This is a genomic window from Oleiphilus sp. HI0079, from assembly GCF_001635105.1.
Genome location: NZ_LWFT01000381.1, coordinates 1 through 595, shown reverse-complemented (window position 1 = coordinate 595; position 595 = coordinate 1). Strand labels below are relative to the sequence as shown.

Genomic DNA, 595 nt, shown 5'->3' with positions numbered 1-595 from the left:
TGCTAAGTGGGGGTAGGCGACATGGCCTTGCTTACCGATTATCTTAAGCTTTGCATTCAAAGAGCCCCGGCGCCCATTTTTTATTACATCACCCAAGCGTTTAGTGCTTGAGGGTTCGCCGACTAAACACCAATCAATCTTTTCTTTGCGCGACTCAAGAGTTTCGATCACCTTCACGGTACCGTTTTTTGCGGGTCCTTCTTCGTCACTGGTGATTAGATATGCGATGGAGCCGACATGGTCGGGGTACTTTTCGATAAAACGCTCTGTTGCCACCATAAAGGCAGCGAGACTACCTTTCATGTCAGCCGTGCCACGGCCATGTATATGGCCTTCTTCAATACGCGCTTCAAACGGCGGATACTGCCACTGATACTCTGGCCCTGTTGGAACGACATCGGTATGACCAGCAAAACAAAGAACGGGCGATTTTCGGCCCTTGCGCGCCCAAAGGTTGGTCACTTCTTCAAACTGCATGGTCTCGCAATGGAAACCCAATGGTTTTAATCGGTCTTTTAACAGCGCTTGGCAGCCTTTGTCATCCGGTGTTACGGAGGGTTGCTGAATGAGTTCCTGAGTCAGTTGGATGGTTGGA

At 49.9% G+C, this 595-nt stretch carries 1 protein-coding gene; it reads right to left on the bottom strand.

The genetic code is table 11. The features are described 5' to 3' along the window. Positions 1–595 (bottom strand): succinyl-diaminopimelate desuccinylase (gene dapE / locus A3750_RS04955; RefSeq protein WP_197474907.1); only part of this gene is annotated, 595 nt, incomplete at both ends.